23 protein-coding genes and 1 riboswitch are annotated in these 24,402 nt (G+C 68.8%); of the genes, 22 read left to right on the top strand and 1 reads right to left on the bottom strand.

Features of this window, described 5'->3' with window-relative positions; all coding sequences use genetic code 11:
* Window positions 1-12: 12 nt before the first annotated feature.
* The 11 genes from rpe (at window position 13) to AB4Y80_RS14780 (ending at window position 8,037) form a co-directional block, all read left to right on the top strand.
* Complete coding sequence (rpe, locus tag AB4Y80_RS14830) at window positions 13-690, top strand: ribulose-phosphate 3-epimerase (protein ID WP_442215118.1); 678 nt, start codon at window positions 13-15, stop codon at window positions 688-690.
* Between the two features lie 128 nt (window positions 691-818).
* Window positions 819-966: riboswitch (FMN riboswitch) on the top strand.
* Window positions 967-1,084: 118 nt separating this feature from the next.
* Window positions 1,085-1,825, top strand: a complete 741-nt coding sequence (gene pnuC, locus AB4Y80_RS14825; protein ID WP_442215117.1) for a nicotinamide riboside transporter PnuC — start codon at window positions 1,085-1,087, stop codon at window positions 1,823-1,825.
* Entirely contained in the window at window positions 1,822-2,988 is a 1,167-nt protein-coding gene (gene ribD / locus AB4Y80_RS14820; RefSeq protein WP_442215116.1) for a bifunctional diaminohydroxyphosphoribosylaminopyrimidine deaminase/5-amino-6-(5-phosphoribosylamino)uracil reductase RibD, read from the top strand. The genes pnuC and ribD overlap by 4 nt, the downstream gene beginning before the upstream one ends.
* A 3-nt stretch (window positions 2,989-2,991) precedes the next feature.
* A complete protein-coding gene (locus tag AB4Y80_RS14815; protein ID WP_442215115.1) occupies window positions 2,992-3,651 on the top strand; it encodes a riboflavin synthase in 660 nt (219 codons plus the stop codon).
* Entirely contained in the window at window positions 3,648-4,346 is a 699-nt protein-coding gene (gene ribB, locus AB4Y80_RS14810; protein ID WP_442215114.1) for a 3,4-dihydroxy-2-butanone-4-phosphate synthase, read from the top strand. The genes AB4Y80_RS14815 and ribB overlap by 4 nt, the downstream gene beginning before the upstream one ends.
* Window positions 4,339-5,055, top strand: a complete 717-nt coding sequence (ribA, locus tag AB4Y80_RS14805) for a GTP cyclohydrolase II (RefSeq protein WP_442215113.1) — start codon at window positions 4,339-4,341, stop codon at window positions 5,053-5,055. Before ribB ends, ribA begins: the two co-directional genes overlap by 8 nt.
* Window positions 5,052-5,537 carry a 6,7-dimethyl-8-ribityllumazine synthase gene (ribH, locus tag AB4Y80_RS14800; RefSeq protein WP_442215112.1) on the top strand — a complete coding sequence of 162 codons (486 nt, stop codon included), beginning with the start codon at window positions 5,052-5,054 and terminating at the stop codon, window positions 5,535-5,537. Before ribA ends, ribH begins: the two co-directional genes overlap by 4 nt.
* A 190-nt stretch (window positions 5,538-5,727) precedes the next feature.
* The gene (locus AB4Y80_RS14795; protein WP_442215111.1) at window positions 5,728-5,991 is read left to right on the top strand and encodes a phosphoribosyl-ATP diphosphatase; all 264 of its coding nucleotides are present in this window, start codon (window positions 5,728-5,730) and stop codon (window positions 5,989-5,991) included.
* 89 nt (window positions 5,992-6,080) lie between these two features.
* Window positions 6,081-6,926 carry an ATP phosphoribosyltransferase gene (hisG, locus tag AB4Y80_RS14790; RefSeq protein ID WP_442215110.1) on the top strand — a complete coding sequence of 282 codons (846 nt, stop codon included), beginning with the start codon at window positions 6,081-6,083 and terminating at the stop codon, window positions 6,924-6,926.
* Between the two features lie 20 nt (window positions 6,927-6,946).
* Entirely contained in the window at window positions 6,947-7,717 is a 771-nt protein-coding gene (gene hisF, locus AB4Y80_RS14785; protein WP_442215109.1) for an imidazole glycerol phosphate synthase subunit HisF, read from the top strand.
* Between the two features lie 26 nt (window positions 7,718-7,743).
* A complete protein-coding gene (locus AB4Y80_RS14780) occupies window positions 7,744-8,037 on the top strand; it encodes a DUF503 domain-containing protein (RefSeq protein ID WP_442215108.1) in 294 nt (97 codons plus the stop codon).
* A gap of 74 nt (window positions 8,038-8,111) precedes the next feature.
* Here the strand turns inward: AB4Y80_RS14780 and AB4Y80_RS14775 are convergent, their stop codons facing one another.
* Window positions 8,112-8,756, bottom strand: coding sequence for a TIGR03085 family metal-binding protein (locus tag AB4Y80_RS14775; protein ID WP_442215127.1), 645 nt, complete (start codon window positions 8,754-8,756; stop codon window positions 8,112-8,114).
* A gap of 135 nt (window positions 8,757-8,891) precedes the next feature.
* Between AB4Y80_RS14775 and hisI the strand changes: the two genes are divergently transcribed.
* The 11 genes from hisI to pyk all read left to right on the top strand — a co-directional run bounded on the left by hisI (window position 8,892) and on the right by pyk (window position 24,344).
* Window positions 8,892-9,308: a phosphoribosyl-AMP cyclohydrolase gene (gene hisI / locus AB4Y80_RS14770; RefSeq protein ID WP_442215107.1), complete on the top strand. Its 417-nt coding sequence runs from the start codon at window positions 8,892-8,894 to the stop codon at window positions 9,306-9,308.
* Window positions 9,309-9,362: 54 nt separating this feature from the next.
* Window positions 9,363-10,958, top strand: a complete 1,596-nt coding sequence (locus AB4Y80_RS14765; protein WP_442215106.1) for an anthranilate synthase component I — start codon at window positions 9,363-9,365, stop codon at window positions 10,956-10,958.
* Window positions 10,955-11,605 carry a Trp biosynthesis-associated membrane protein gene (locus AB4Y80_RS14760; protein WP_442215105.1) on the top strand — a complete coding sequence of 217 codons (651 nt, stop codon included), beginning with the start codon at window positions 10,955-10,957 and terminating at the stop codon, window positions 11,603-11,605. The genes AB4Y80_RS14765 and AB4Y80_RS14760 overlap by 4 nt, the downstream gene beginning before the upstream one ends.
* Before the next feature lie 125 nt (window positions 11,606-11,730).
* Window positions 11,731-12,015, top strand: coding sequence for an HGxxPAAW family protein (locus AB4Y80_RS14755; RefSeq protein ID WP_442215104.1), 285 nt, complete (start codon window positions 11,731-11,733; stop codon window positions 12,013-12,015).
* Between the two features lie 2 nt (window positions 12,016-12,017).
* The gene (gene trpC / locus AB4Y80_RS14750; protein ID WP_442215103.1) at window positions 12,018-12,848 is read left to right on the top strand and encodes an indole-3-glycerol phosphate synthase TrpC; all 831 of its coding nucleotides are present in this window, start codon (window positions 12,018-12,020) and stop codon (window positions 12,846-12,848) included.
* A gap of 113 nt (window positions 12,849-12,961) precedes the next feature.
* Window positions 12,962-14,335, top strand: coding sequence for a tryptophan synthase subunit beta (trpB, locus tag AB4Y80_RS14745; RefSeq protein ID WP_442215126.1), 1,374 nt, complete (start codon window positions 12,962-12,964; stop codon window positions 14,333-14,335).
* Entirely contained in the window at window positions 14,328-15,170 is an 843-nt protein-coding gene (trpA, locus tag AB4Y80_RS14740; protein WP_442215102.1) for a tryptophan synthase subunit alpha, read from the top strand. Before trpB ends, trpA begins: the two co-directional genes overlap by 8 nt.
* Window positions 15,171-15,179: 9 nt before the next feature.
* Window positions 15,180-16,235, top strand: a complete 1,056-nt coding sequence (gene lgt, locus AB4Y80_RS14735) for a prolipoprotein diacylglyceryl transferase (RefSeq protein WP_442215125.1) — start codon at window positions 15,180-15,182, stop codon at window positions 16,233-16,235.
* A gap of 402 nt (window positions 16,236-16,637) precedes the next feature.
* A complete protein-coding gene (gene gltB, locus AB4Y80_RS14730) occupies window positions 16,638-21,344 on the top strand; it encodes a glutamate synthase large subunit (RefSeq protein WP_442215101.1) in 4,707 nt (1,568 codons plus the stop codon).
* Window positions 21,337-22,794, top strand: coding sequence for a glutamate synthase subunit beta (locus AB4Y80_RS14725; RefSeq protein WP_442215100.1), 1,458 nt, complete (start codon window positions 21,337-21,339; stop codon window positions 22,792-22,794). The genes gltB and AB4Y80_RS14725 overlap by 8 nt, the downstream gene beginning before the upstream one ends.
* 65 nt (window positions 22,795-22,859) lie before the next feature.
* The gene (gene pyk, locus AB4Y80_RS14720) at window positions 22,860-24,344 is read left to right on the top strand and encodes a pyruvate kinase (RefSeq protein WP_442215099.1); all 1,485 of its coding nucleotides are present in this window, start codon (window positions 22,860-22,862) and stop codon (window positions 24,342-24,344) included.
* Window positions 24,345-24,402 lie beyond the last annotated feature (58 nt).

Below are 24,402 nucleotides of genomic sequence, written 5' to 3'. Positions count from 1 at the left end.
AAAGGCCTCCCCATGACCCGCCCCCCGCTGAAGTGCTGCATCAACCCCAGCATCCTCTCCGCCGATTTCGTCAACCTGGAGGCCGAGCTGGCGCGCATCGGCAACGCCGACGCCGTGCACGTGGACGTCATGGACAACCACTTTGTGCCGAACCTGACCATCGGGCTGCCCGTGGTGGAACGGCTGCAAAAGGTCAGTGCCGTGCCGCTGGACGCCCACCTGATGATCGCCGACGTCGACCGCTGGGCGCCGCTGTATGCCGACGCGGGGCTGGCATCGGTGACCTTCCATGTTGAAGCATCCGCGGCACCGATCAAGCTTGCCAGGGAGCTGCGGGCCCGCGGGGCCAAGGCCGGCATGGCGTTGCGGCCGGCCACCGCGGTGGAGCCCTACCTGGACCTGCTCAGTGAGCTGGACATGCTGCTGATCATGACGGTGGAGCCCGGATTTGGCGGCCAGTCCTTCCTTGATGTGATGCTGCCCAAGATCCGCCGCGCCCGGGCGGCCATCGACGGTTCCGGCATCGACGTCGCCATCCAGGTCGACGGCGGCATCACCGAGGAGACCATCACCCGTGCCGCGGAGGCCGGCGCCAACGTGTTTGTGGCCGGTTCCGCCGTCTACGGCAGGCCGTCCCCGGCGGAGGCCATTGACTCCCTGCGGGCCAAGGGACAGCTCGCCTTCCGGTGACCGGTTGCCCGGCGCCTGTTGGCAACCGTTGGTAACTGTTGGTAACAATTGAGCCCGAATAACGGTGCGCCGCCAGAAGTGTCATAATGAAAGTGGAGCCCGCCATGGTGGGTTTCACAAGAAATATCAACGTGCTCCGGGGTCGGTGTAATTCCGAACCGGCGGTTATAGTCCGCGACCCGTGCGCCTGCCGGCTGGAAACAGCTAGGGAGGCGAACGGTTGATCTGGTGAAATTCCAGTACCGACAGTTAAAGTCTGGATGGGAGAAGCACGAACAGTCCTGGCCGTCCGGCCGGGGCGCCGCAGACGGTTATCGCCTGCCGGCACCCCACGGACGCCCGCACTGAACGTTACCCCCCGGAGCCATCGCGGTTCGAAAGGGTAGAGGTAACGATGGACTTCCTGCGATGGCTCTTTGATGCCAAGCTCGAATTCGCCGGCGGCGGATTCCTCCTCTGGCGTGAAGTCTTGGGCAATCTTTTTGGGCTCGCCAGCGCCCTCGGCGGCATGCGCCGTAAAATCTGGGCCTGGCCGGTCGGCATCCTCGGCAACGCGCTGCTCTTCACCGTCTTCATGGGCTCCGTCTTCGGCTCGCCCGTCTACGCCAACCTGCTGGGCCAGGCCGGGCGCCAAATCATGTTCATCGCCGTCTCCTTCTACGGCTGGCACCGCTGGCACCAGGGACGCACCGGTGCCCTGGGGGCGGACGACGCCGGCGCCTCCGCGGGCGCCGCCGTCCAGCCGCGCTGGGCCGGGGCCAAGGCAAGGTGGCTGCTGCTGCTCGCCATGGTGGCCGGCACCGCCGCACTGACCCCCCTCTTCCGGGCCCTGGGTTCGTACGAACCCGTCTGGGCCGACGCCTGGATCTTCATGGGCTCGCTGCTGGCCACCTACGGCATGGCCAAGGGCTGGGTCGAGTTCTGGCTGATCTGGGTGGCCGTCGACCTCGTCGGGGTGCCGCTGCTCTTGGGTGCCGGCTACTATGCGTCGGCGTTCATGTACATCTTCTACGGGGCGTTCACGCTGTTCGGCTTCTTTGTCTGGTGGCGGATCCGCGCCCGTGCCACGGTGACGGACGGCCCGGCAACCCCGGTGCCGGACCGATCCGGGCATCGAGCGGAGGCACGCCCATGAGCGCCCGTCCCGACGACAGGGCGGCATCGCGTCCTGAATCTGCGGGCTGGGACGGCTTTGAAGCCGGCCCGGCGGCAGCGGAAACCTTCAGTGAGGCGGAACAGCTGGGCATGGAAACGGCCCTGGCCGCGGCCCGCCAGGGCGTGCGCGGAGCCAACCCCCTGGTCGGCGCCGTCATCCTGGACGCCGACGGCACCGTGTTGGCCATCGGCCGGCACCGCGGGGCCGGCACGGCCCACGCTGAGGCCGACGCCATCACCACACTGCTGGGCACGGGCGTCAAGCGGGACTTGTCCGCTGCCACCATCATCGTCACCCTGGAGCCGTGCAACCATCAGGGCCGCACCGCGCCGTGTTCGCAGGCCATCATCGACGCCGGCATCGGCAACGTGGTCTACGCCGTCGATGACCCGCACGGCCATGCCGCCGGGGGAGCGGACCGGCTGCGCCGGGAGGGCATCGCCGTCCGTTCCGGACTCATGGCGCGGGAGGCCTCGGACCTCAACCGGCAATGGTTCGTGGCGGTCCGGGCGGGCCGTCCCTTTGTGACGGCCCGGCTGGCCCAAACCGTGGACAGCCGGATCGCCGCCGTCGACGGCACCAGCCAATGGATCACCTCCCCGCAATCGCGCCAGGACTCGCACACGCTGCGGGCACGGGTTGACGCGATCATCGTGGGCACCGGAACCATCGTGGCCGACAACCCGCGGCTGACGGCCCGTGCCGCCGACGGCAGCGAGGCGCCCCACCAACCGCTGCGCGTCGTCATGGGGCTGCGGGACGTGGCGGCGGACGCCGCGGTGCGCCACCAGGGCGGTCCGGGGTTCTTGCAGCTGCACACCCACGACCCCAACGTCGTCGTCCAAGAATTGCACGAACGCGGCGTGGGCCACCTCATGATTGAGGGCGGCTCCCGGATCAGCGCCGCGTTCCTGGCCGCCGGGCTGGTGGACGAACTGGTGGTCTACCTCGCCCCCACGCTGCTGGGTTCGGGCATTCCGGCGCTCAACGACCTGGGCATCGGCACCCTGGCCCAGGCCCAGCAGTGGGAATGGGACGGCACCACCACCGGGCCCGTGGAGCGGCTGGGTCCGGACCTCAAGCTCACCCTCATGCCGGCCCGGGTGCCGGCACCACACGCATCAACCACAGAAGGACACTAAGAGATGTTTACGGGAATCATCGAAGGCCGCGGAACCGTGGTGCGCCTGGACAACCATCCGGACTCCGACAGCGCCACGCTGGTGCTCAACACCGCCACCTCCGCCAACACGGTCGACGGGCTTGGTCTGGGCGGCTCGCTCGCCGTCAACGGGGTATGCCTGACCGCCGTGCGCATCGACGGCACCACGGTGGAGGTCGACGTCATGGGCGAGACCCTCCAACGCACCACCACCGGCGCGCTGCAGCCCGGCGCCGCGGTCAACCTCGAACGCTGCGTCCCGGCCGGCGGGCGCCTCGACGGCCACGTCGTCCAGGGCCACGTGGACGGCGTCGGCGAGCTGCTCGAACGCGAAAACCAGGGCAATTGGGAGCGGCTGCGCTTCGCCGTGCCGCTGCGGCTGGCCCGCTACATCGCCGAGAAGGGGTCCATCGCCGTCGACGGCGTCTCCCTGACCGTCACGGCCGTCAGCGCCCCGGACGCGAACCAGCAATGGTTTGAGGTGGGGCTCATCCCCGTCACCCTCGCCCACACGGGCTTGGGCGAGAAGGTCCCGGGCGGCCAGGTCAACCTCGAAGTGGACGTGCTCGCCAAATATGCCGAACGGTTGCTGCAATTTGCGGTCCCGGCCGCCGCCGAGGCCACGGAAGGAGTCCGGTCATGAGTTCCCTTAGCGATCCGGTGACGCTGCTCGATCCCGTCGAGACGGCCATAGCGGCCATGGCCCAAGGCGCGGCCGTGCTGGTCGTCGATGACGAGCACCGGGAAAACGAGGGCGACATCATCTTTGCCGCCCAGCACAGCACCCCGGCCCTGATGGGCTTCACCATCCGGCACAGCTCCGGGGTCATCTGCGTTCCCATGGACCACGACCGCGCCGACGCCCTGGACCTGCCGCCCATGGTGGCCCACAACCAGGACGCGAAGGGCACCGCGTACACGGTCAGCTGTGATGCGGCCGACGGCGTGTCCACCGGCATCAGCGCCACGGACCGGTCGCTGACCGCCACCGTCCTGGCCGACCCCGCCGCCACGCCGGCCGCCATCACCCGGCCCGGCCACATGTTCCCGCTGCGCGCCGTCCCCGGGGGAGTGCGGCAGCGGCCCGGGCACACCGAGGCCTCGGTGGAACTGTGCAAGCTGGCCGGCTGCGAACCCGTCGCCATCATCGCCGAAGTGGTGGATGACGCCGGCCAAATGGTCCGGCTCGCCGGGCTTCGCGACTTTGCCGACGCCCACGGCCTGGTGTTGATTTCCATCGCCGACCTGGTCGCCTACCTGGACCGCCCGGGGCCGCGGGAGGGCTCGCTTGCCCCCAGATCGTCCGCCCGCCTGAGCGTGGGAGGCCGGCATGAGTGAGCCGTCGATCACGCTCGGCTCAACAGCTGGGGAAGACTTCGGTGTTGCCGGCGGCCCGGTCGTGCAACTGCCCACGCAGTACGGCGTGTTCGCGGCCCAGGCCTGGGTTGACGCGGCCACGGGCGCCGAGCACATCAGCGTCTCCGCCCCGACGCCCGGCGCCCTGAACGGGCAGGGCGGGGATCCGCTGGTCCGCCTGCACTCGGAGTGCCTGACCGGCGATGTCTTCGGGTCCTACCGCTGCGACTGCGGGGAGCAGCTGGAGTATGCGCTGGAGCTGATTCAACGCCAGGGCGGAACCTTGATCTACCTGCGCGGCCACGAGGGCCGCGGGATCGGGCTGGCGAACAAGATGCGGGCCTACAGCCTGCAGGAGGCCGGCGCCGACACGGTCGAGGCCAACGAACAGCTGGGCCTGCCCGTCGACAGCCGGGACTACGCCGCCGCGGCCGGAATCCTGCACTCGCTGGGCCTGACCCGCATCCGGCTGCTGAGCAACAACCCGCTTAAATCAGAAGACCTCTCCCGGCACGGGATCACCGTCTCCCGGACCGTTCCCACCGAGATACCGGCCCGCGCCGAAAACCGGCGCTACCTGGAAACCAAGCGCGACCGCATGCACCACACGCTGAAGGTGCGCCCCCACACGCCCGGCAGCAATTCCACCCCCGCCGACACCGGCACCCCCACGGAAGGACCCACCCCATGAGCGGCCACGGAGCACCCACGATCGGCTTTTCCCCTGACCAATTGGCGCAGGCCGCCGGGCTGAGGCTGGCCATCGTCGCGGCCAGCTGGCACACGGAAATCATGGACGGCCTGCTGGCCGGGGCCCTGCGCGGCGCCGCCGACGCCGGGATCGAGAACCCCACCGTCATCCGGGTCCCGGGCTGCTTTGAGCTGCCCGTCGCGGCGGCGCGGCTGGCACCGCGCTACGACGCCGTCGTCGCACTCGGCGTGGTGATCCGCGGCGGCACACCGCACTTTGACTACGTCTGCCAGGCCGCCACCATGGGCCTGACGGAGGTGACCGTGCGCACCGGCGTCCCCGTGGGCTTCGGCGTGCTCACCTGTGACACCGAACAGCAGGGCCTGGACCGGGCCGGGCTGCCGGGCTCGATCGAGGACAAGGGGCATGAAGCGGCGACGGCGGCCCTTGCCACGGCCATGCTCCTCGCTTCGCAAAGCTGAACACCGTTTCGCCGAGGTAGCCGGTCCGCCTCGAGACTCGCCCACATGTGGACGGGTTTCGGTGCGGACCGGCTACCTCGGCGGGAGGGACTACCTGTGTGACGGCAAACACTGGGAAACAAGGTCAAATGCCGGTCACCGCGCGTCTCAAAATCCGTGGTCGGGTGCCGGAGCAAGTAGGCTGGAGACTGTGAAGACATTCGAATCCCTTTTTGATGAGCTAAGTGAGAAAGCCGCAGCCCGGCCCGCCGGCTCCCGAACCGTCACCGAACTCGAATCCGGCATTCACGGCATCGGCAAGAAAGTGGTTGAGGAAGCCGCCGAGGTGTGGATGGCCGCCGAATATGAATCGGATGAGGCCGCCGCCGAGGAGATCTCCCAGCTCTTGTACCACCTGCAGGTCATGATGATCGCGAAGGGGTTGACCCTTCAGGACGTTTACAAGCATCTGTAGCCACGTGTCGTGGCCGCAATTGCCCTAAAACGGTGCCGGCACCAACCGCCCGCACCACCAAACGCCTGAGTCGATCTGAAAGTTTTCCCATGCTAAGAGTTGCCGTCCCCAACAAGGGATCCCTGTCCGAAGCCGCCTCCGCCATGCTGTCCGAGGCCGGCTACCGCCAACGCCGCGACTCCCGCGAACTGGTCATGGTGGACCCCGAGAACAATGTCGAGTTCTTCTTTCTGCGCCCCCGCGACATCGCCGTCTATGTCGGTGCCGGCACCCTGGACGTCGGCATCACCGGCCGCGACCTGTTGATGGACGCCCAGGTGGATGCCGAGGAACTGCTGCCGCTGGGCTTCGCCGTCTCCACGTTCCGCTTTGCCGGTCCCGTGGGGCACTTCACCACGGCCGCCGAGCTCGAGGGCAAGCGCCTGGCCACCAGCTATGACGGCCTGCTGCGCGAATACCTGGCCGAGCTGGGCATCAAGGCCAAAGTGGTCCGGCTCGACGGTGCCGTCGAATCCTCCGTGCGCCTGGGCGTGGCGGACGCGATTGCCGACGTCGTCGAAACCGGCAGCACCCTTAAGGCCGCCGGGATGGAAATCTTTGGCGAGCCCATCTTGAATTCCGAGGCCCTGCTCATCGGCCGGCGCGGCGTCACCCCGCCGCCCGGGGTGGAGGTCCTCATTCGCCGCCTGCACAGCGTCCTGGTGGCGCGGCAGTACGTGCTCCTAGACTACGACGTGCCGAAGGCGCTGATGGAGCAGGCCACCGCGCTGACCCCGGGGCTGGAGTCCCCGACGGTCTCGCCGCTGCGCGACTCGGACTGGGTGGCCGTGCGGTCCATGGTCTCCGCCAAGGACACCAACCGCGTCATGGACGAGCTGTACGAGCTGGGCGCGCGCGCCATCCTGGTCAGCAGCATCCACGCCTGCCGGATCTAGGGAAGCTGAGGGAAACCGCCATGAGTGTTGCCATTCGAGTCATTCCCTGCCTGGACGTTGACGCCGGGCGCGTGGTCAAGGGCGTGAAGTTTGAGGATCTGCGCGACGCCGGCGATCCGGTCGAGCTCGCCCGGCGCTATGACCGCGCCGGTGCCGACGAACTCACGTTCCTGGACGTCACCGCCTCCTCGGGCAACCGGGAAACCACCTTTGACGTGGTCTCCCGGACCGCCGAGCAGGTGTTCATTCCGCTGACCGTTGGCGGGGGAGTCCGCGAGGTGGCCGACGTCGAACGGCTGCTGCGCTGCGGGGCGGACAAAGCCTCCATCAACACCGCGGCCGTGGCCCGGCCGGCCGTCATCGACGAGATCACCCGCCGCTTCGGCTCCCAGGTGCTGGTGCTTAGCCTCGACGCGCGCCGCACCCGGAACGGGCACACGGCGTCGGGCTTTGAGGTCACCACCCACGGCGGCCGCGAAGGCACCGGGATCGACGCGATCGCGTGGGCCCGGGAGGCCGCCGACCGCGGGGTGGGGGAGATCCTGCTCAATTCCATCGACGCCGACGGCACCAAGGAAGGATTCGACCTCGAGCTCATCCGCCTGGTCCGCGCCGCCGTGCACGTGCCGATCATCGCCTCCGGCGGCGCCGGCGCGCCCGAGCACTTCCCGCCGGCCGTGGCCGCCGGGGCGAACGCCGTCCTTGCCGCGTCGATCTTCCACTTCGGTCCCGACAACGCCATCGCCGACGTCAAGGCGGCCATCCGCGACGCCGGCTACGAGGTCAGGTAGGACCCGCGCCGTGGGAGAATGCCGGCATGTGGATCGGCTGGATTGAGTTTGACCTGCTGCTGGGGGACGTGCACTCGCTGAAGGAGAAACGCTCCGTGCTGCGCCCCATCCTCGCGGACGTGCGGCGCCGCTTCGACGTCTCCATCGCGGAGGTGGACCATCAGGAGCTGCACCGGCGCGCGGCCGTGGGGGCAGGGCTGGTCGCGGCGGACCGTGCCCACGTCGTGGAGGTGCTGGACGCCGTGGAGAACCACGTGGCCTACCGCCCGGACGTCGAGCTGCTCAGTGCCCGGCGCCGGATACTGACCAGCGACGACTAGCCCCGCACAACCCGCAGGTACTGTCAGTTCAAAGTTGGTGCGCTCAGCCCGATGTTGGTGGAATCAACCGCCGGCTACCGTCCCACGGGAGCCGTCTGGAGCAGCGCGACGGCGTCGGGGCGGCCCTCGAAAGACACGAGCGAATGGCCGATGCGGCCGTTGGCGTGCATGAGCAGCTCGCCGGGCTCGCCGATGATGGCCACCGAGACGGGCGCGCGCTTGGCCACATGGCGGGGACCGGCCGGGTTGACCAACACCACGCCTAGATCGACGCTGCGGTACAAGATGGCGGCGCGCTTGACCAGCTCCGCCCAGAGGGCCTCGGAGTAGTCGGCATCCAGGGCGCGCGGTGCCCAGCGGTCCGTGGCGCGCCGGATGTCCTCGGTGTGAACAAAGAATTCGGTGAGATTGGCGATGTGGTCCACGGCCCGGATCGCCAGCGGCGACAACTTGGGCGGGCCGGCCCGGAACTTGTCCACGAGCCGGGCAAATCCCTCCGGGGTGCCGGCCGTGGCGGCCAGGTCGGCGGTGGCTTTGTCGGAGACCTTGTGCCAGGGCCTGATCAGCAGGCCGAGGCCCACCTTGGGGCTGTGTTCGCGCAGGTAGAGGTGTGCGGCCAGTTCCTGAGTTCGCCATCCTGCACACAGTGTTTCCGCTCCGGGACCGGCGGCCAGCAGGGTCTCGGCAAGGACTTCACGGGATGGTTCTACAAATTGCATCACTTGTGAAATTAGCATGTATTTGCGCCCCTTTGCAGCTTGAACCGCCGGAATCTCATGGCTTGTTCGCCAATAGCGGGGCCCGCCGCCGGTTTTGGCCCGGAGGCGGTGCCGCTGGCACTAGAATTGGCCCTAATGTTGCACGATCCAGAACCCCAGCCAGAGTCCCCCGCCGCGCCCGGGGACACCCCCGCCGAGCTGCCCGCGCACCTTGCCGCCCGCCTGAAGCGGGACGCCGCCGGCCTGGTCGCCGCCGTCATCCAGCAATTCGACAGCCGCGAGGTGCTCATGCTCGGCTGGATGGACGACGAGGCGCTGCACCGGACGCTGACCACGGGCCGGGTCACGTTCTTTTCCCGGTCCCGGCAGGAGTATTGGCGCAAGGGCGACACCTCCGGCCACGTCCAGTTCGTCAAGTCGGTGGCGCTGGACTGTGACGGGGACGCCCTCCTGATTGCCGTCGACCAGGTGGGCGCCGCCTGCCACACCGGCACGCACACCTGCTTTGACGGCCGAGACCTTGCCGCCGTGGTGGGCGGCCGCGGCGACTGACGCCTGCCCCATCACCTCCCGGTTCACCCGCACGAAGGAAAGTACGCTCATTTCATGCAAGATCTAGGTGTCATCAGCCCCAGCCTCGACGAGTTCCGGGAGCTTGCCCGCACCCGGCGCGTCATCCCGGTCCGGCTCAAGGTCCTGGTCGACGCGCAAACGCCCATCGGCCTCTACCGCACCCTGGCCGCCGGCGCGCCGGGCACATTCTTGATGGAGTCGGCCGCCGCCGGCGGCGTGTGGTCGCGCTATTCGTTCATCGGCGTGCGCTCCAGCGCCACGCTGACCACCCGCGACGGCGGGGCGTTCTGGCAGGGGGAGCCGCCCGTGGGCGTGCCGCTGGCCGGCAACCCGGTCGACGCCGTCGCCGCGACGCTGCGGGCCCTGGCCACCGAACGCTTCGACGGGCTGCCGCCGTTCACCTCCGGACTGGTGGGCTTCGTGGGGTGGGAGTCCGTGCGGCACTGGGAAAAGTTGCCGGCACCGCCCGTGGATGACCTGCTGCTGCCGGAACTGGCCCTGAACCTGGTCGCGGACATGGCCGTCCACGACAACACGGAGGGCACGGTGGCGTTGATCGCCAACGCCATCAACCAAAACGGCACCGACGACAACGTCGACGCCGCCTGGCATGACGCCGTCGCCCGCGTCCGCGCCATGGTGGAGCGGTTGAAGGCACCGGTCGCGCAGCCCATGTCCGTCATGGACACCCCCGCGGCCTCCTTTGCCGACAGCGTGCACGAGCGGTGGGACCGCAACGACTACCTCAAGGCCATCGACCGCGGCAAGGAGGCGATCGTTGACGGCGAGGTGTTCCAGGTGGTCATCTCCCGCCGCTTTGAAATGGCCTGCGGGGCCCCCGCCCTGGACGTGTACCGGGTGCTGCGCACCACCAACCCCAGCCCGTACATGTACCTGTACAGCTTTGAGGACGCCAACGGTGCGCCCTACTCGATCGTGGGTTCGTCCCCGGAGGCGCTGGTCACCGTCACCGGCGAGGAAGTCATCACCCACCCCATCGCCGGATCCCGGCCGCGCGGCAGGACCACCGAGGACGACAAGTTCATGGCCAGGGACCTGCTGGCCGACGCCAAGGAGCGCTCCGAGCACCTGATGCTCGTGGATCTCTCCCGCAATGACCTGTCCAAGGTGTGCGAGCCCGGCACCGTGGACGTCACCCAGTTCATGGAGGTTGAACGGTTCAGCCACATCATGCACCTGGTCTCCACCGTGGTCGGCACCCTCCGCAAGGACAAGAGCGCCTACGACGTCCTGGCCGCCACGTTCCCCGCCGGAACGCTCTCCGGTGCGCCCAAGCCGCGGGCCCTGCGCCTGCTCGACGAGCTGGAACCGCATCGCCGCGGCATCTACGGCGGGGTGGTGGGCTACCTGGACTTTGCCGGCGACATGGACATGGCCATCGCCATCCGCTCCGCACTGCTGAAGGACGGCACGGCGTACGTGCAGGCCGGCGGCGGGATCGTGGCGGACTCCGTGAATGAAACCGAGGCGCAGGAAACGGTGAACAAGGCCGCCGCCCCACTGCGCGCCGTCCATGCGGCCGCGTCCCTGCGCGACCTGGATGAGGCAGCCGCCGACCCCTCCGCGGGGCAAGCAACCGCGACCCAAACCGTTGGGAGCCAGAAATGACCGACGCCGACACCACCCCGATTCCGCACTCCCGGCCGGCGGGAACACCGGCTGCCCCGCGCACCCCGTGGTGGCGGCGCAAGTCCGTGCTGGTCCTGGTCGCCATCCTGGCCGCCCTGGCCGTTTTCGGCACCACCACGCAGACATGGATCCATGTGGCCCTGGCCCCGGGCGAGGTCCAGCAGGCCGACCTGGACATCGCCGGCAGCAAGGCTGCCGTCTCGGTCTCCGCGCTGGCGCTCGTGGCCCTGGCCGGCGCCCTGGCCACCACCATCGCCGGGAAAATCGCGCGAATCATCACCTGCGCCATCGTCCTGCTCAGCGCGGCCGGGATCATCGCCGTCGTCCTGGGCGTGCTGGCGGACCCCTCCACCGCGGCCATGGGCCAGGTGGGCACGGCCACCGGCGTCGTCGGCACGGCCAGCAACGCCACCGCCACGGTGTTCCCGCTCCTTGCGGTCGCCGCCGCCGCGGTCCTGGCCCTGGCGGCCGCGTTGATTCTCTGGGTGGGCAGGGGCTGGAGTGTGCGCACCAAGTACGACGCCGCTCCCGGCCCGGCCTCGCAGGCCGCCGGGCCCCGCACTGGTCCGGTCGATGAGATCGACAGCTGGGACCGGCTCAGCCGCGGCGAGGACCCCACGTCCTAAACCCCCGCGCGCCCCAACCCAACCCCTCAAAAGCGCTGTCCGCGTCACCGGGGTGCGGGGTTTCGGCTTCCATGGGGAACTAATGGCAGAATGTATTTGAGCATCCGCACCAAAGGGAGATTTACATGAGCAACAAGTCAGCCGCCACGTCGACCACCGTTCGTACGGAGGAGCCGATGGACCACAGCATTGACCTGGGCCACGGGAACAGCCCCGCGGCGTGGACCTGCGTGGCGATCATGCTGCTTGGCACCATCATCGGCTGCGTCGCGTTCGTCATCGGCCCGGCCGCCACCGTCGTGTTCTGGGCTGGCGTGGGCGTGATCTTCATCGGCCTGGTCGTCGGGATCGCCATGAAGGCCGCCGGCTACGGCGTGGGCGGAAGCAAGCTGAAGAACACCGGCCACTAACCGTGAGCGTACTGCAGGACATCATCGACGGTGTCCGTGAGGACCTGGCCGCCCGCCAACAGACCGTGAGCCTGGCCGAGCTGGCCGATCGGATCGCGCGGACGCCGCCACCCCTGGACGCCTATGCGGCGCTGGGCGGCAACGACCCCGTGCGTGCTGAGCTGAAGGTCATCGCGGAGGTCAAGCGGCGCAGCCCGTCCAAGGGCGACCTCGCCGGCATCACCGACCCCGCCGCCCTTGCCCGGCAGTACGGCAACGGCGGCGCCTCCGTCATCAGCGTCCTGACCGAGGAGCGCCGCTTCGGCGGGTCCCTGGCGGATCTGGACGCGGTCCGGGACGCGGTCGAGATCCCCGTCCTGCGCAAGGACTTCACGTGCGACCCGTACATGATCTGGGAGGCCCGCGCCCACGGCGCTGACCTGGCCCTGTTGATCGTCGCGGCCCTCACCGACGAGGAATTGCGCGACTACCTGGCCCTGACCCACCGGCTGGGCATGAACGCCCTCGTGGAGACCCACACGGCCGGGGAAATTGCCCGCGCCGTGGCCGTTGGCGCGAAGATCATCGGCATCAACGTCCGCAACCTTAAGACCCTCGACGTGGATCGGGGTGTTTTTGCGGCGCTGGCCGGCACTGTTGCCCCCGGCCCCCTCCTGGTGGCCGAATCCGGCGTGCGCGACGCCGCCGACGTCGGCCACTATGCCTCCCACGGCGCCAACGCGGTGCTCGTGGGCGAGGCCCTGGTGACGGACGCGACCCCGCTGGAGCGCATCACCGAATTCCGGACCGTTGGCGCCCGGGCAATCAAGAACCCGTCGATCAGCACCCGCTAGGCCCAGCCAGGACCGGTGCGCGTACCTAGACATTTTGTGCACGATCAATTACGAACAGGACGGTGGAACTGATGGCTCATGTGCCTGCAGATTCGTCTTCAGAACCGGCGGACATGCTCGATCCCGCCACGGCATTCCTTTCCGGCGGCGCCCCCCGGCCCGACAGCGCCCCGTCGCCCTCGCTGCGGCACGCACCGGGGCCGTACTTTGGCAGCTACGGCGGGCGGTGGATGCCGGAGTCGCTGATCGCGGCCCTGGACGAGCTCGAGGACACCTTTGAGAAGGCCCGGGTGGACCCGGAGTTCCTCGCCGAGGTGGCCGAGCTGAACAAGAACTACTCCGGCCGGCCGTCGCTGCTCACCGAGGCCAAGCGGTTCGGCGCCCACGCCGGCGGGGCCAGGATCTTCCTCAAGCGCGAGGACCTCAACCACACCGGCTCCCACAAGATCAACAATGTGCTGGGGCAGGCCCTGCTCGCCAAGCGCATGGGCAAGACACGCATCATCGCCGAGACCGGTGCCGGCCAGCACGGGGTGGCCAGCGCCACCGCGGCGGCCCTGCTCGGGCTCGAATGCGTCGTGTACATGGGTGCCGAGGACTGCCGCCGCCAGTCGCTGAACGTGGCCCGCATGCAGCTCCTGGGCGCCCGCGTGGTGCCCGTGACCAACGGCTCGCAGACGCTCAAGGACGCCATCAACGACGCCCTGCGCGACTGGGTTGCCAACGTCGAGACCACCCACTACCTGCTGGGTACCGCCGCCGGGGCGCACCCGTTCCCGGCCATGGTGCGCTTCTTCCACGAGGTCATCGGGGAGGAGGCCCGCGCCCAGATCCTGGCGGCAACCGGCCGGCTGCCCGACGCCGTGTGCGCCTGCATCGGCGGCGGCTCCAACGCCATCGGCATCTTCCACGGCTTCCTCGACGACCCAGACGTGTTGATCTATGGTTTTGAGGCCGGCGGCGACGGCGTGGAGACCGGCCGCCACGCGGCCACCATCACACTGGGACGCCCCGGCGTGCTGCACGGGGCAAAGTCCTACCTGATGCAGGACGACGACGGCCAGACCATCGAGTCCCACTCCATCTCCGCCGGGCTGGACTACCCCGGCGTCGGCCCGGAAYACTCCTATCTGCACGACATCGGTCGGGTCACCTACGAACCGATCACCGACGCCGAGGCCATGGACGCGTTCAAGCTGCTCTGCCGCACCGAGGGCATCATCCCGGCCATCGAGTCCTCCCATGCGCTTGCCGGGGCCATGAAGGTGGGCCGGCGGCTCACCGCGAAGGCCGCCGCGCCGCAGGACGTCGTCATCGTCGTCAACCTCTCCGGCCGCGGTGACAAGGACGTGGAAACGGCCGCCGAGTGGTTCGGCATGCTCGATGAGCATGGGCACGTCCTGGGCACCACGCTCTCGACCCGGGCCCCCCACCCCCATGGTTCCGAACAGTCGGGCTCGGACGCGAAGGACGCCACCCATGAGTGACACATCGACCCAGCAGGTCTTCGCCAGCAAGTCCGCGGCCGCCATCGACCGCGCCAAGGCCGCCGGCCGGAAGGCGCTCATCGCCTATTTGCCCGCCGGGTTCCCGGACAAGCAAACGTCCATTGACGCCGCCATCGCCGTGGCGCGCAATGGTGCCGACATCATCGAGATCGGCATCCCCTATTCCGACCCCGTCATGGACGGTGCCGTCATCCAGGCCGCCACCACCGAGGCCCTGGCCAATGGCTTCCGGGTGGCCGACGTCTTCGACATCGTCGCCGCCGTCACGGCCGAGACGGACGCCGCCGTGCTGGTCATGACGTACTGGAACCCGGTGCTGCGCATGGGCGTTGACGAGTTTTCCCGCCGCCTGGCCGAGGCCGGGGGGGCCGGTCTCATCACCCCGGACCTGATCCCGGACGAGGCCGCCGAATGGTTTGCCGCCTCCGATAAGTACGGGCTGGACCGGGTCTTTCTGGTGGCACCGTCGTCCACCCCGGAGCGTGTCGCCATGACCGTGGCGGCCACCCGGGGATTCGTGTACGCCGTGTCCATCATGGGGGTCACGGGGGCACGGACCTCGGTGTCCAGCGCTGCCGAGGCCGTGGTGGCCGCGGCCCACGCCGCCGGCGCCGAACGTGCCTGCGTGGGGCTCGGGGTCTCCGCGCCGCGGCACGTGCGCGAGATAGCCGCCTACGCCGACGGCGTCATCGTGGGCACGGCCCTCGTTGCGGCCCTGCGTGACGGCGGCGTGGACGCCGTGGGTGCCCTTGCGAAGGAACTCAGTGGCGGCTTTGCCCCCGATGCCGCCCCCGCCCCCACAACGGAAGCATAGGTCCCAGTGATTTCAACGGCACTTTTGTCCGCAGCGCTCCCGCACGCCGTCTCGTCCGCGGTCGGCGCGGCCATCCCGGCCCCCGGCTGGTCCGGGTTCGACGTCGGACCGCTGCGCATCCACGCCTATGCCCTGTGCATCCTGGCCGGGATCGTGGCCGCGCTGTGGCTGACGAACATCCGGTGGAAGCGCCGCGGCGGTCCCGATGGCTCCATCTGGGATATCGCCATCTGGGCCATCCCGTTCGGCATCATCGGCGGCCGGCTCTACCACGTGTTTTCCTCCCCGGACGCCTACTTTGGGCCCGGCTACAACGGCCAGGGCAACCTCTGGCTGATCCCGCAGATCTGGCTGGGCGGGCTGGGCATCTGGGGCGCCGTGGTCCTGGGCGTCATCGGCGCCTGGATCGGCTGCCGGCGGGCCGGGGTGAAGCTGTCGTCGTTCATCGACGCCGCCGCCCCCGGCATCCTGCTGGCCCAGGCCCTTGGCCGATGGGGAAACTACTTCAACCAGGAGCTGTTTGGCGGGCCCACCACCCTGCCTTGGGGCCTGCAGGTGGACCCGCAGTTTGTACCCACCGGCTTCACCCCCGACACCTTGTTCCACCCGACGTTCCTCTACGAATGCCTCTGGAACCTCGTGGGCGTGGCGGCGTTGCTGCTGATCGACCGCAGGTTCCGGCTGCGACGCGGCCGCCTCTTCCTGCTGTACGCCATGATCTACACGGCCGGACGCGTCTGGATTGAGATGCTGCGCATCGACGATGCCGAACTCATCACCTTCTTCGGCGTCACCGCCCGCCTGAACGTGTGGACCAGCTTGCTGGTATTTGCCGGCGCCCTGGTGGCGTTCCTTATCCTGACCTTTGTGCGGCGGGGAACGGTCAGCGAGTCGGTGCTGCTGCCCGGGGCGGAACGGGCAGCCCGGACGGAGGCCGAGCAGACCGACGGCCCGGAGACGGCCGCCGGGCCGGCCGCCGGCGACGGCCCGGAGACGGGCGCCGGGCCGGCCGCCGATGCGGGCGATGCCACGCCGGCCGATCCCCGGGCCACGCCCGACGCTTAGGCGCTCCCAACGAATGTCCCGGCCGCTGCCGGCCGCCTGAAGGGGCGTCCGGCAGCGGTTTTTTCATGCGCCGTTAAATTTATGACGGATCGTGCAGATAATGTCACTTAATGAGATTGATATGTGCAGCGCCCGGGGCTGGCTTATATAGTGAGAATCGCCTCCACGGGGGGTCCTTGCAACGTTTGGGGACTCGTTGTGCATCTGCACTAGCCATGTGAGATTCATGGCTGGGTGGGATGCATGTGTACAAAAAGTGCGCAGTGGGTAGCGGCGTCGTTCTCCGCGGAAAGCCGCGGAAGGCGGGGCCGCAGTGCAACATCTGTTCCGGGCCCATGCCCGGAGCATCAGGGCCGGTGTCGTCCCCTCCACACGCTTAGCCAGGGGAAGGACGTTTACGTCATGACTCGCAAGTCACAGGCGGCAATGCCGCAGCCTCACCCGGCGCACTCCCGCGCCGCACACTCGCGCACACCCCACGTCGGCGCGCTTGGCGACGGCACCGCGGCCGTGACGGAGCGGGCGCTGTCCCCCTTCACGCGGTTCGCCGCCCTGCCCGCCCGGGCGGGCCTCTACCGGCCCGAGCAGGAAAAGGATGCCTGCGGGCTGGCCATTGTGGCCACGCTGCGCGGCACGCCCGGGCACGACATTGTGCAATCCGCCCTCGTGGCCCTGCGCAACCTGGAACACCGCGGCGCCGTGGGCGCCGACGAGGGCACCGGCGACGGCGCCGGCATCCTGACGCAGATCCCCGACGAATTCTTCCGGGCCGTCACCGCCTTCGGGCTGCCCGCGGCGGGGGAGTACGCCGTCGGCACGGCGTTCCTGCCCGTCGAGGCCAAGGAGCTGGCCGCCACCCGCGCCGGCGTCGAGGCGCTGGCCGGAAGTGAGGGGCTCACGGTCCTGGGCTGGCGCGAGGTGCCGGTCGTGGCCGGCCTCGTCGGCGCCATGGCCCGCTCCTGCATGCCGCATTTTTCCCAACTGTTCGTGACCCTCGACGGTGCGGCGGCAGGGACGCCCGGAACCAACGTCCTGGACGCGAAGGCGTTCCGCCTGCGCAAGCGCGCCCAACACAAGTTTGGTGTGTACTTCCCGTCCCTCTCGTCCAAGACGATCGTCTACAAGGGCATGCTCACCACGGCCCAGGTGGAGCCGTTCTATCCGGACCTCTCCGATGCCCGGTTCGCCTCCCGCCTGGCCGTGGTGCACTCGCGCTTCTCCACCAACACCTTTCCCTCCTGGCCGCTGGCCCAGCCGTTCCGCACCATCGCGCACAACGGCGAGATCAACACGGTCAAGGGAAACCGGAACTGGATGCGGGCGCGGCAGTCCACCATGTCGCATCCGCTGCTGGGCGACGCGCCGGAGGAGCTGTTCCCGATCTGCACCCCGGGCGCCTCGGACTCCGCCTCCTTTGACGAGGTGGCCGAGCTGCTGTGGCTCTCCGGTCGGCCCATCACCGAGGCCATCATGATGATGATCCCCGAGGCGTGGGAAAACCACGCCACCATGGACCCGGCCCGCAAGGCGTTTTACGCGTACCACTCGCTGCTGATGGAGCCGTGGGACGGGCCGGCCGCGGTGTCCTTCACCGACGGCACGCTGGTGGGCGCCACGCTGGACCGCAACGGGCTGCGCCCCGGCCGCTACTGGGTCACCGAGGACGGCCTGGTCGTCTTTGCCTCCGAGGTGGGCGTGCTGGACATCGACCCCGCGCGGATCGTGGCGAAGGGCCGCGTCGCCCCGGGCAAGATGTTCCTGGTGGACACCGAGAACGGGCGGCTGGTGGGCGATGAGGAGGTCAAGGCGCAGATTGCCGCCGCCAAGCCCTGGGCCGAGTGGGCCAGGGAAAACACCATCCGCCTGGCCGATTTGCCCGAGCGCGAACACGTGGTCCACACCAGCGCCTCCGTCGTCCACCGCCAGCGCACCTTCGGCTACACCACCGAGGAACTGAAGATCCTGCTCGGCCCCATGGCCCAGACCGGCGGGGAACCGCTGGGCGCCATGGGCACCGACACCCCGGTGGCCGTGCTGTCCTCGCGCCCGCGGCTGCTCTTCGACTACTTTGTGCAGTCCTTCGCCCAGGTGACCAACCCGCCGCTGGACGCCATCCGGGAAGAGCTCGTCACGTCCCTGAACACCACCATCGGCCCGCTGGGGAACCTGCTCTCCCAAGCCAAGGTCAAGGCGCCGCAGGTGGCCCTGACCTTCCCGGTGATCAACAACGACGAACTGGCCAAGATCGCCAACATCGAGGCCCCCGCGAACAGCGACGGCACCGGCGGGGAGCGCATCGCGATGAAGGTGCGCGGCCTGTACAAGATCGACGGCGGCGAGGCGGCGTTGCGTTCCCGGCTTACCGAGATCTGTGAACAGGTCTCCGGCGCCATCAACCGCGGCGTGCAGTTCGTGGTGCTGTCGGACCGGGACTCCTCCGCGGCGTGGGCGCCCATCCCGTCCCTGCTGCTGCTCAGCGCCGTCCACCACCACCTGCTGCGCAGCGCCAACCGCACCAAAATCTCCCTGGTCGTGGAGGCCGGCGACGTGCGCGAGGTCCACCATGTGGCCGTGCTGATCGGCTATGGCGCGGCGGCCGTCAACCCGTACCTGGCCATGGAATCGGTCGAGGAGCTGGTCCGTTCCGGCGACGTTTCCGGGGTCACCGCCGAGACCGCCGTGGCAAACCTGATCAAGGGGCTGGGCAAGGGCGTGCTGAAGATCATGTCCAAGATGGGCATCTCCACGGTCGCCTCCTATTGCGGCGCCCAGACCTTTGAGGCATTGGGCCTGTCCCAGGAACTGGTCGATGACTACTTCACCGGCACGGTCTCCCAGCTTGGCGGCGTCGGGCTGGACGTGATCGCCGCGGAGGTGGCCGCCCGGCACACCCTGGCCTACCCGGTCGACGGCGTGGACGTCCCGCACCGCCCGCTCCAGGGCGGCGGCGAGTACCAGTGGCGCCGCGACGGCGAACCGCACCTGTTCAACCCGGATACCGTGTTCCGCCTCCAGCACGCCACGCGCGAACGCCGCTACGACATTTTCAAGAAGTACACGCAGGGCATCGACGAGCAGGCGGGCCGGCTCATGACCTTCCGCGGGCTGCTCCAGTTCAAGGACGGGCAGCGCCCGCCGGTCCCGCTCGCCGAGGTGGAGCCGGTCGCCTCGATTGTGAAGCGTTTTTGCACCGGTGCCATGAGCTACGGCTCCATCTCCCAGGAAGCGCACGAGACCCTGGCCATCGCCATGAACCGGCTGGGCGCCAAGTCCAACACCGGCGAGGGCGGCGAGGACGTCGATCGGCTCCTGGATCCGCAGCGCCGCTCCGCCATCAAGCAGGTGGCCTCGGGCCGCTTCGGCGTCACCAGCTTGTACCTGAGCAACGCCACCGACATCCAGATCAAGATGGCCCAGGGCGCCAAGCCGGGGGAGGGCGGGCAGCTCATGGCCAAGAAGGTCTACCCGTGGATTGCCGAGACCCGGCACTCCACCCCGGGGGTCGGGCTGATCTCCCCGCCCCCGCACCATGACATCTATTCCATTGAGGACCTCGCGCAGCTGATCTACGACCTCAAGCGGGCCAACCCCACGGCCCGGGTGCACGTCAAGCTCGTCTCCGAGATGGGGATTGGCACGGTGGCGGCCGGCGTGACCAAGGCCAAGGCCGACGTCGTGCTGGTCTCCGGGCACGACGGCGGCACCGGCGCCAGCCCGCTGAACTCGCTCAAGCACGCCGGCATGCCCTGGGAACTGGGCCTGGCCGAGACCCAGCAGACGCTGCGCCTGAACGGGCTGCGCGAGCGGGTGGTGGTCCAGGTCGACGGGCAGCTCAAGACCGGCCGCGACGTGGTGGTGGCCGCGCTGCTGGGCGCCGAGGAATACGGCTTCGCCACGGCCCCGCTGGTGGTCTCCGGCTGCGTCATGATGCGCGTGTGCCACCTGGACACCTGCCCGGTGGGCGTGGCCACGCAAAACCCGGAGCTGCGCAAGCGCTTCAGCGGCAAGCCCGAATTTGTGGTGAACTTCTTCGAGTTCCTGGCCGAGGAGGTGCGCGAGATCCTCGCGGGCCTCGGGTTCCGGACGCTGGAGGAGGCCATCGGCCACGCGGACGTGCTCGATGTCCGCCAGGCCGTAAACCACTGGAAGACCGAGGGGCTGGATTTGACCCCCATCATTTCCGACGCCGGGGTGGTGCCGGGCACGCCGGTGCGCAGCCTGACCACGCAAAACCACGAGCTGGACAAGCACTTTGACCAGCAGCTGCTCACCATGAGCGCCGAGGCCCTGGGCGACCGCACGCCCGTGAAGATCAGCGTCCCGGTGGTCAACACCGACCGCTCCGTGGGCACGCTGCTCGGCCACCACGTCACCCGGACGTTCGGCGTCGACGTGCTGGGCCCGGACACCATCGACGTCACGCTGACCGGGCAGGCCGGCCAGTCCCTGGGCGCGTTCCTGCCGGCCGGGGTGACGCTGCGGCTGTTCGGCGACGCCAACGACTACGTCGGCAAGGGGCTCTCCGGTGGCCGGATCACGGTACGCCCGGACCGGGCCAACACGTTCACGGCCGCGGAGAACGTCATCGCCGGCAATGTGATCGGCTACGGCGCCACGAGCGGGGAAATGTTCCTGTGCGGCCAGGTGGGCGAACGCTTCCTGGTCAGGAACTCCGGCGCCACCGCCGTGGTGGAAGGCATCGGCGACCACGGCTGCGAGTACATGACCGGCGGCCAGGCGCTCATCCTGGGCCCCACCGGGCGCAACTTTGGCGCCGGCATGTCCGGGGGCACCGCCTTCGTGCTCGACCTGGCGCCCGGGCGCGTCAACAAGGCGGCGCTGGATTCGGGGGAGTTGTCGCTGATGGCCCTCGACGCCGAGGACGAGGCCATCGTCCACGCCCTGTTGGTCAAGCACCGCCAGGAGACGGGGTCCGCGGTGGCCGCGGGACTGCTGGCCGATTTCCCCGCCACCGTGGCGCGCCTGACCAAGGCGCTCCCGCGCGACTACGCGGCAGTTTTGGAAACCCGCCTCGCGGCGGCCGAGCTGGGCGAGGACCCGGACGGCGCCACCGTGTGGCAGAAGATCTTGGAGGTTACCGGTGGCTGATCCGCGCGGCTTTTTGAAGAACAGGGAACGCATCACCCAGACCCGCCGGCCCGTCCCGGTCCGGATCATGGACTGGAAGGAGGTGTATGAGGCCCAGGAAAAGGGCGTCCTGCAGGCCCAGGCCGGCCGGTGCATGGATTGCGGCGTGCCGTTCTGCCACCAGGGCTGCCCGCTGGGGAACCTGATCCCGGAATGGAACGACCTCACCTGGCGGGACAAGGGCCAGGACGCCGTCGAGCGGCTGCATTCGACGAACAACTTCCCGGAGTTCACCGGCCGGCTCTGCCCCGCCCCATGCGAAACCGCCTGTGTGCTGGGCATCAACCAGCCCGCGGTCACCATCAAGCAGGTGGAGGTCTCGATCATTGACGAGGCCTTCGATGCGGACTGGGTGCACCCGCTGCCGCCGGCCCGGCTCACCGGCAAGACCGTCGCCGTCGTCGGCTCCGGCCCGGCCGGGATGGCCGCCGCCCAGCAGCTGACCCGCACCGGCCATACCGTGGCGGTGTACGAGCGCGATGACAGGATCGGGGGCCTGCTGCGCTACGGGATTCCCGACTTCAAGCTGGAGAAGGAAAAGCTGGACCGCCGCCTGGAACAGATGGTCGCCGAAGGCACCCGCTTCCGGCCCGGCATCGAGGTCGGCGCCGACATTGGGTGGGAGGAGCTGCGCCGGCGCTACGACGCCGTCATCATCACCACCGGGGCCACCGTGCCGCGGGACCTGCCCATCCCGGGCCGCGGGCTCACCGGCGTGCACTTCGCCATGGACTACCTGGTCCAGTCCAACAAGGTGGTAGCGGGGGACGAGGTGGAGGGCCGGATCGACGCCCGCGGCAAGCACGTGGTGATCCTCGGCGGCGGCGACACCGGAGCGGACTGCCTGGGCACCGCGCACCGCCAGCAGGCGCTGTCGGTGACCACGCTGGCCATCGGCAAGYAGCCGCCGCTGGAGCGCACCCCGGCCCAGCCGTGGCCGACGTTCCCGAACCTGTTCGAGGTGGCCAGCGCGCACGAGGAAGGCGGGGAGCGAACCTTCCTGGCGTCCACGGTCGAATTCATCGGCGAGAACGGCGTGCTGACGGGGCTGAAGATCGCCGAGACCGAGTACGTGGACGGCAAGCGGCTGCCCAAGGCGGGAACGGAGCGGGTCATCCCGGCGGACCTGGTCCTGCTTTCGCTGGGCTTCACCGGCCCGGAGACGGCCGAGCTAACCCGGCAGCTGCCGGTGGAGCTGGACGGCCGGGCCAATATTGGCCGGGACGGCTACTACATGACGAGCCGGTCCGGCGTGTTTGCCGCCGGGGATGCCGGGCGCGGCCAGTCGCTGATCGTGTGGGCGATCGCGGAGGGGCGCTCGTGTGCGGCCGCCGTCGACAAGTTCCTGATGGGGGAGACTTTTCTACCGGCCCCCGTCTCACCCAGCGACTCGGCTATCGGTGTGAACTAGCGAGCGGCTAGGCTTGAACCGGGACCATGGATATCCACTGTCAACCACACCAATAGGTAGGTAAATTGAGACGCGCAAAAATTGTGGCTACGTTCGGGCCGGCCATCGCCAGCTACGAAAACACACTTGCGGTGCTGGACGCCGGCGTCAATGTCGCCCGCATGAACATGAGCCACGGCGACTACGCCGTGCACCAAATCACTTTTGACAATGTGCGCAAGGCCTCCGCCGAACTGCACAAGACCGTCGCCATCATGGCGGACCTGCAGGGGCCAAAGATTCGGCTGGGCCGCTTCGCCAACGGTGAGGGCCACGATTTGGCCGTGGGCGACGTTTTCACCATCACCACCGAGGACGTCCCCGGCACGAAGGACATTTGCTCCACCACGCTCAGCTCGCTGACCGAGGACGTCAACGTGGGCGACACCCTGTTGATTGATGACGGCAAGGTGTCATTGCGTGCCACGGCCGTGGACAGCGTCAAGGTGGTCACCGTGGTGACCGTCCCGGGCCGGGTGTCCAACAACAAGGGCATCAACCTCCCCGGCGTGGCCGTCAACGTCCCCGCCCTGAGCGAAAAGGACGAGGCCGACCTGCGCTGGGCGCTGAAGTGCGGCGTGGACCTGGTCGCGTTGTCGTTTGTGCGCGATGCGTCCGACATCGAGCGCGTGCACGAGATCATGGACGAGGCCGGCCGGCGAGTTCCGGTGATTGCCAAGATTGAAAAGCCGCAGGCCGTGGAGCACCTCGAGGCGATCATCGACGCATTTGATGCGATCATGGTGGCCCGCGGCGACTTGGGCGTGGAACTTCCGCTGGAAGAGGTCCCGCTGGTGCAAAAGCAGTGCGTGGAGCTGGCCCGCCGCTGGGCGAAGCCGGTGATCGTGGCCACGCAGGTGCTCGAGTCCATGATCGAGAACCCGCGCCCGACGCGGGCCGAGGCCTCCGACTGCGCCAACGCCGTCCTCGACGGGGCCGACGCCGTCATGCTCTCGGGCGAGACCAGCGTGGGCAAGTTCCCCATTGAGACCGTCAAGACGATGGCCCGGATCATCGAGGCCACCGAAAAGGAGGGGCTGCAGCGCATTCCCAAGCTTGGCTCCGAGCCCAGGACGCGCGGTGGTGTCATCACGGCCGCCGCGGTCAAGGTTGCCGACCAGCTCGACGCAAGGTACATTGCCACGTTTACCCAGTCCGGTGACTCGGCCCGCCGCCTCTCGCGGCTGCGCCCGGCGAAGCTGGTGTTTGCGTTCACCCCGGTGGAGCAGGTGCGCAACCAGCTGGCCCTGACCTGGGGCATCGAGCCGGTCCTGGTGCCGACCGTCCAGCACACCGACGCCATGACCGAGCAAGTTGACCGCACGCTGCTGGCCAAGGGCCTGGTGACCGAGGGCGACCTGGTGGTCATTGCCGCCGGGTCCCCTCCCGGACAGGCGGGCTCGACCAACCTGCTCAAGGTGCACAAGGTGGGCGACCTGGCCGACATCGGCAAGAGCGTCAATGGCGTGAAACGGAACAAGGAAAAGGTGGGCCCCTGGCCGACGGCCTAATCGCTTAACGATCGTTCGGCGGCACCCGCCTTGGGTGCCGCCGAACGTGCCGCCGAAC

The sequence above is a fragment of the Specibacter sp. RAF43 genome (genome assembly GCF_052114065.1).
Taxonomy (GTDB): domain Bacteria; phylum Actinomycetota; class Actinomycetes; order Actinomycetales; family Micrococcaceae; genus Specibacter.
Note: the sequence above shows the minus strand (reverse complement) of the source record. Positions and strands in the feature narration are given on the sequence as shown.